Below are 5,990 nucleotides of genomic sequence, written 5' to 3' on the forward strand. Positions count from 1 at the left end.
ATTGATACGCCAGGACACGTTGACTTCTCCTATGAAGTATCGCGCTCGTTGGCGGGGTGTGAGGGTGCTTTATTGGTGGTTGATGCCGCACAAGGTGTGGAGGCACAAACATTAGCGAATTGCTACACCGCTATAGATATGGATCTTGAGGTGGTTCCGGTACTCAATAAAATCGACTTGCCGCAAGCTGATGCTATGGGCGTTGCGCAGGAAATTGAAGATATCGTAGGTATCGAAGCAGTTGACGCAGTGCAATGTTCAGCAAAAACCGGTATCGGAATTGAAGAAGTGCTCGAGCGTATCGTTAAACAAATTCCGCCTCCCAAAGGCAATGAAGATGATGCGTTACAAGCGCTGATTATTGACTCATGGTTTGATAACTATCAAGGCGTGGTGTCCTTGGTGCGTGTTAAAAACGGTACATTACGAGCTGGCGATAAAATGACAGTGATGTCGACAGGACAGTCTCATCAAATTGATAAAGTCGGCTTTTTTAATCCGAAACCCCATGAAACGGGTGTGCTTCACACGGGTGAAGTTGGGTTCGTAATTGCCGGTATTAAAGATATTTTGGGTGCACCTGTTGGTGATACCTTGACCACGACGCGTAACCCGGCGAAATCTCCGGTTCCAGGCTTCAAAAAGGTGAAGCCACAGGTTTACGCCGGCATGTTTCCGATTAGCTCTGATGACTACGAAGCCTTCCGCGATGCCTTAGGGAAACTATCGTTAAACGACGCGTCGTTATTCTATGAGCCGGAGAACTCTGCCGCGTTAGGATTTGGCTTTCGCTGTGGTTTCTTGGGTATGTTGCATATGGAAATTATCCAAGAACGGCTCGAACGTGAATACGATATCGATTTGATTACCACCGCACCGACCGTTGTTTACGAAGTAGAAACCAAGTCGGGCGATATTGTAAAAGTTGACAACCCGGTCAACTTACCGCCGGTTAATGATATCGAGACGATCTTTGAACCGATTGTTGAAGCGAACATTTTAGTGCCGCAGGAATTTGTCGGAAACGTCATTACCTTGTGTGTTGAGAAACGCGGTATGCAAACGGCGATGAACTATCACGGCAAACAGGTCGCAGTGACCTACGAAATGCCGATGGCCGAAGTGGTGATGGACTTCTTTGATCGCCTTAAATCAACCAGCCGTGGTTATGCATCATTGGATTATCACTTTAAGAAGTTCCAAGCAGCGGATATGGTGCGTGTTGATATTTTGATCAACGGTGACCGTGTTGATGCATTGGCGTTAATAGTACATCGTGATCATGCCGAATCACGGGGTCGCATGTTGGTGGATAAAATGCGCGAACTGATCCCACGTCAGCAATTTGATATCGCGATCCAGGCGACGATCGGGACGCATGTTATTGCGCGTTCGACAGTTAAACAGTTACGTAAAAACGTCACTGCAAAATGTTATGGCGGCGATATTAGCCGTAAGAAAAAACTACTACAGAAACAAAAAGAAGGTAAAAAACGCATGAAAAACCTCGGCAACGTCGAAGTGCCGCAGGAAGCGTTTTTAGCCGTGTTAAAAGTAGGCAAGTAGCGCTAAAGAGAAAACAATAAGGGAAACAGGCTGATGGCCAACTATTTTTCGATTATCCTAACCGTGGTGACGTTAATTGCCGGTGCCTTGTGGTTATTTGATGCACTGGTGTTAAAGAAGAAGCGGGCGGCAGGAGAGCCGCAGAATTCGGTAACTGAGTTTGGCCAATCGGTCTTTCCTATTCTCGCAATCATTTTAGTGGTGCGTACGTTTTTGTATGAGCCTTTCCAAATACCCTCCGGATCGATGATGCCCACCTTGTTGAAAGGTGACTTCATTTTGGTGGAGAAATATGCCTATGGGCTGCATGACCCGCTGTTTCAAAAAGAAATCATCGAAACGGGTAAACCCGAACGTGGCGATATTGCGGTGTTCAAATATCCCCTTGAGCCCAGTATTGATTATATAAAGCGTATTATCGGTCTCCCTGGCGACCGTATCATTTATCGCGATAAGAGCCTCTATATTGAGCCAAAGTGCAAAGCTGACGAAAACTGCAACGCCATTAGAGTAGAAAATGTTATGGTTGATGACGCGCCTGTGTACTATTCTGGAGGAAGCGCATTAACAACCTATGAGGCGCACATGGGATCGGTGAAACACCAGATCTTGTTGGATTCACGCGTGAGTCCGCGGGTGCCTTATTACTTTAAACAAGCAGGTACGCAGCCAACGGAATTTGTCGTGCCAGAGGGGCATTATTTTGCCATGGGCGATAACCGAGACAACTCTGAGGATAGTCGTTACTGGGGCTTTGTCCCAGAAGAGAACCTCGTTGGTAAAGCGGTATTTATGTGGATGAGTTTTGAAATGGATCGCAGTAGCGAGAGTATTTTGCCGCAATGGGTGCCTACAGGAATAAGATTTGAGCGTTTAGGGAGTATTGAGTGAGTTTACCAAAACCACCGTTAACTCAGTTAGAACAAATAATTGGCTATCGATTTGAACGTCAAAGTTTACTAAAGCAAGCATTAACGCATCGCAGTGCGCATGCCAACCATAATGAACGTCTGGAGTTTTTAGGCGATTCTATTCTCGGCGTAGTTATCGCCGAGGCGTTATTCAGTCGGTTTCCCAAAGTCGCAGAAGGTGACTTGAGTCGCATGCGTGCCGCCATTGTTTGTGGACGTTCGCTCGCACGACTCGGAAAGAAAAAAGGTTTAGGTGATTACTTGTCACTTGGCCAGGGTGAATTAAAGAGCGGCGGTTATCGTCGAGAATCCATTTTAGCGGATGCCATGGAAGCCATTATCGGTGCGATTTTTCTTGATAGTGATATGGATACTGTCAAACAAGTGGTGTTGGGCTGGTTTGAAGAACAATTAGAAACTATCAAGCCAGGCGCCAGTCAAAAAGATCCGAAAACGCGTTTACAGGAGTGGCTGCAAGCTCGTCAACGACCTTTACCTGAGTATGATGTGGTGGCGACACAGGGTCAGGCGCACAATCAACAATTCACCGTGACCTGCACCATTGAAGGACTTCCAGAACCTTTATTGGGCACCGGAACCAGTCGTAGAAAGGCTGAACAAGCAGCGGCAACCTCCGCTTTAGAACAGTTACAGGTATCTTGATGAATTTAGATGATATGCTCAACAATGCTTTCGGTGGCACTGGGCAAATTGATGAAAATAAGCAGTGTGGTTTTGTCGCCATTGTGGGTCGACCCAATGTCGGTAAATCGACCATGCTGAACCGTATACTGGGTCAAAAGGTCAGTATAACGTCGAACAAACCTCAAACGACGCGCCACCGCATTTTAGGTGTAGACACCCAGGGTGATTATCAAACGGTTTATGTTGATACGCCAGGCATGCACTTAGAAGAGCCGCGCGCTATAAATCGTGTAATGAACCAAACGGCATCATCTGCGCTGAAGGACGTCGACCTTATTTTATTTGTCGTCGAAAATACGCGCTGGAATGACGATGATGTCATGGTGTTGGAGAAGTTGAAAAAGACCGAAACACCGATCGTATTAGTCGTTAACAAAGTCGATCAGATTAAAGACAAGAATAAGTTGTTGCCACACTTGCAGTGGTTAAGTCAGCAGCTCAGCGTGAAAGAAATCATTCCTGTTTCAGCTAAAACCGGTGATAACCTGGAGCCATTACGCGATATCGTTAAAGGCTTTTTACAAAGCGGTTACCACTTTTACCCAGAAGATTACGTCACTGATCGTTCTGTACGTTTCATGACGGCCGAAATCATTCGGGAGAAACTGATGCGGTTTACGGGTGAAGAGTTGCCTTACGAAACGACGGTTGAAATCGAACAGTTCGGGCAGTCTGAACGCGGGACTCATCATATTCATGCGCTGATCTTGGTCGAGCGTGATGCGCAGAAGCGTATGGTCATCGGTGAGAAAGGCCAAAAATTAAAAACAATTGGAACCGAGGCGCGTAAGGATCTTGAACGTTTGTTGAATAACAAAGTGTTATTGAAGCTCTGGGTGAAGGTAAAGTCAGGTTGGTCAGATGACGAGCGCGCGCTAAAGAGCTTAGGCTATCGAGAGGACTAGCGAACGATGCAACCAGCGTTTGTGTTACATCGCTGGGATTACCAAGAGACCAGCCTCCTTGTAGACTGCTTTAGTCTGGAGGATGGTCGTGTTCGCTTGTTGGCCAAAGGTGCTAAGCGTAAAACCTCAAGTTGGAAAGGTGTGTTACAACCTTTTATTCCCCTTAAGGTGCAATGGGGTGGGCGCGGTGACTTAAAAACGCTGACTCACGCTGAGGCGATGTCCCACAACTACGAACTCCGTAGTGACTTTCTCTATAGTGGTTTTTATATCAACGAATTATTACAGCGCGTGCTACCGCAGCACGTTGCGGTACCGAGTCTATTCGAATGCTATCCCCAACTGTTACAGCGGCTCGCTGACAAACAACCTATCGAAACAACATTACGTTGGTTTGAATGGCAGCTGCTGGATGAACTTGGCAGTGTATTTGAGTGGCCGCAACTGGAGCAACGCGATGAGCTCCCCGAGACACTCTACTTTCGGGGCAACAGCGGATTTAATGTGGATTATCTCGATAGCGATTGTGTCACTATCAGCCGCGATCAAGCCATTGCATTGGGACAAAGCGATTGGCTCAATGATCCACTCACCGAATCGCAACGATACAATTTAAAACGCATTATGCGTCATGCGTTAGCGCCATTTATCGGAGATAAGCCGCTGCGCGCGCGCGCCTTGTTTAAACGTTAGGAGAAACGATGAAAAATATCCGTTTAGGTGTCAATATTGATCACGTCGCCACCGTACGTAACGCGCGTGGTGTCAGCTACCCCGATCCAGTGACTGCCGCAGCCATTGCCGAGCAAGCAGGAGCCGACGGAATTACCATACACCTGCGCGAGGATCGTCGTCACATCACCGACCGCGATGTAACACTGCTCCGCCAGACGCTTAATGTGCCTATGAACTTAGAGATGGCGTGTACCGACGAAATGATCGGTATCGCGATTGATACGCAGCCGACTTACAGTTGTTTGGTTCCAGAAAAACGCGAAGAGCTCACAACCGAGGGCGGATTGGATGTCGAGGGCCAACAACAACGTATAGCCGCAGCTGTTAAGCAGCTTGCCGATGCCGGCATTTTAGTCTCGTTATTTATCGACCCTAACCATGCGCAAATTGATGCAGCAAAAGCGTGTGGTGCGCCTATTGTTGAACTACATACGGGTGCATACGCGGAGGCGGAAACGCATGCGCAACGTGAACACGAGTTTCAGTTATTAAAAGAAGCCGCAACTTATGCAGATAAACAGGGCTTGCAGGTCAATGTGGGTCATGGACTGCACTATCACAATACACTTGAAATCGCGCAAATTCCGCAGGTAGTTGAGTTAAACATTGGCCACTCAATTATTGCGCGCGCTGTATTGGTGGGTCTCGATCGCGCTGTGCGCGACATGAAAGCCATTCTTGAGCGAGCTCGCTAATGGCAATATTTGGCATGGGCACTGATATGATCGCGGTTGCGCGAGTGGAGACATCGCTGGCGCGCGGCAATGGTCTGGTAAAACGCGTATTAACCGAATATGAACAAGATATTTGGGCGCAGCACCGTGCCCCAGCAGACTATTTAGCTAAGCGATTTGCAGCAAAGGAAGCGTGTGCCAAAGCATTCGGTACGGGCATTGCGCAAGGACTTTCGTTTCAACATATGGAAGTACGTAATAATGCATTGGGCCGACCAGAATGGGTGTTTTACCAGCAGGCTCAGCAATGGTGCGAGCGATATGGTATTGTCCACGCGCATTTAAGTATTAGTGATGATAGTGGGTTCGCTATCGCGACAGTGATTTTAGAAACGAGTAGTTAAATAATGGCGCAGTTTTTTAAGCCCAATGGCCGCAAAAAATCCACATCGAATTATGTATTAACAGGTACTGCAGATGCGCTCGACCATCAG

7 protein-coding genes are annotated in these 5,990 nt (G+C 47.4%); all 7 read left to right on the forward strand.

Going from position 1 to position 5,990, the window contains the following annotated elements; genetic code table 11:
- A partial coding sequence (lepA, locus tag B2X00_RS03100; RefSeq protein WP_290486074.1) for a translation elongation factor 4 occupies nucleotides 1–1,566 on the forward strand: 1,566 nt, incomplete at its 5' end.
- A 33-nt stretch (nucleotides 1,567–1,599) separates the two neighbouring features.
- A complete protein-coding gene (gene lepB / locus B2X00_RS03105) occupies nucleotides 1,600–2,457 on the forward strand; it encodes a signal peptidase I (RefSeq protein WP_290486075.1) in 858 nt (285 codons plus the stop codon).
- Nucleotides 2,454–3,140 carry a ribonuclease III gene (rnc, locus tag B2X00_RS03110; RefSeq protein WP_006956074.1) on the forward strand — a complete coding sequence of 229 codons (687 nt, stop codon included), beginning with the start codon at nucleotides 2,454–2,456 and terminating at the stop codon, nucleotides 3,138–3,140. Before lepB ends, rnc begins: the two co-directional genes overlap by 4 nt.
- A complete protein-coding gene (era, locus tag B2X00_RS03115; RefSeq protein ID WP_370215203.1) occupies nucleotides 3,140–4,087 on the forward strand; it encodes a GTPase Era in 948 nt (315 codons plus the stop codon). Before rnc ends, era begins: the two co-directional genes overlap by 1 nt.
- Nucleotides 4,088–4,093: 6 nt before the next feature.
- The gene (recO, locus tag B2X00_RS03120) at nucleotides 4,094–4,780 is read left to right on the forward strand and encodes a DNA repair protein RecO (protein WP_290486076.1); all 687 of its coding nucleotides are present in this window, start codon (nucleotides 4,094–4,096) and stop codon (nucleotides 4,778–4,780) included.
- Between the two features lie 8 nt (nucleotides 4,781–4,788).
- Nucleotides 4,789–5,517, forward strand: coding sequence for a pyridoxine 5'-phosphate synthase (pdxJ, locus tag B2X00_RS03125; protein ID WP_290486077.1), 729 nt, complete (start codon nucleotides 4,789–4,791; stop codon nucleotides 5,515–5,517).
- On the forward strand, nucleotides 5,517–5,900 hold the full coding sequence (gene acpS / locus B2X00_RS03130) for a holo-ACP synthase (RefSeq protein ID WP_290486078.1): 384 nt from the start codon (nucleotides 5,517–5,519) through the stop codon (nucleotides 5,898–5,900). The genes pdxJ and acpS overlap by 1 nt, the downstream gene beginning before the upstream one ends.
- Nucleotides 5,901–5,990 lie beyond the last annotated feature (90 nt).

The organism is Idiomarina sp. UBA3162 (genome assembly GCF_002364475.1).
Lineage (GTDB): Bacteria > Pseudomonadota > Gammaproteobacteria > Enterobacterales > Alteromonadaceae > Idiomarina.

What these genes read in the sequence shown, in the direction of transcription:
- lepB (WP_290486075.1), top strand. Translation starts at nt 1,600, where the DNA reads ATGGCCAACTATTTTTCGATTATCCTAACCGTGGTGACGTTAATTGCC.
- acpS (WP_290486078.1), top strand. Translation starts at nt 5,517, where the DNA reads ATGGCAATATTTGGCATGGGCACTGATATGATCGCGGTTGCGCGAGTG.
- era (WP_370215203.1), top strand. Translation starts at nt 3,140, where the DNA reads ATGAATTTAGATGATATGCTCAACAATGCTTTCGGTGGCACTGGGCAA.
- pdxJ (WP_290486077.1), top strand. Translation starts at nt 4,789, where the DNA reads ATGAAAAATATCCGTTTAGGTGTCAATATTGATCACGTCGCCACCGTA.
- recO (WP_290486076.1), top strand. Translation starts at nt 4,094, where the DNA reads ATGCAACCAGCGTTTGTGTTACATCGCTGGGATTACCAAGAGACCAGC.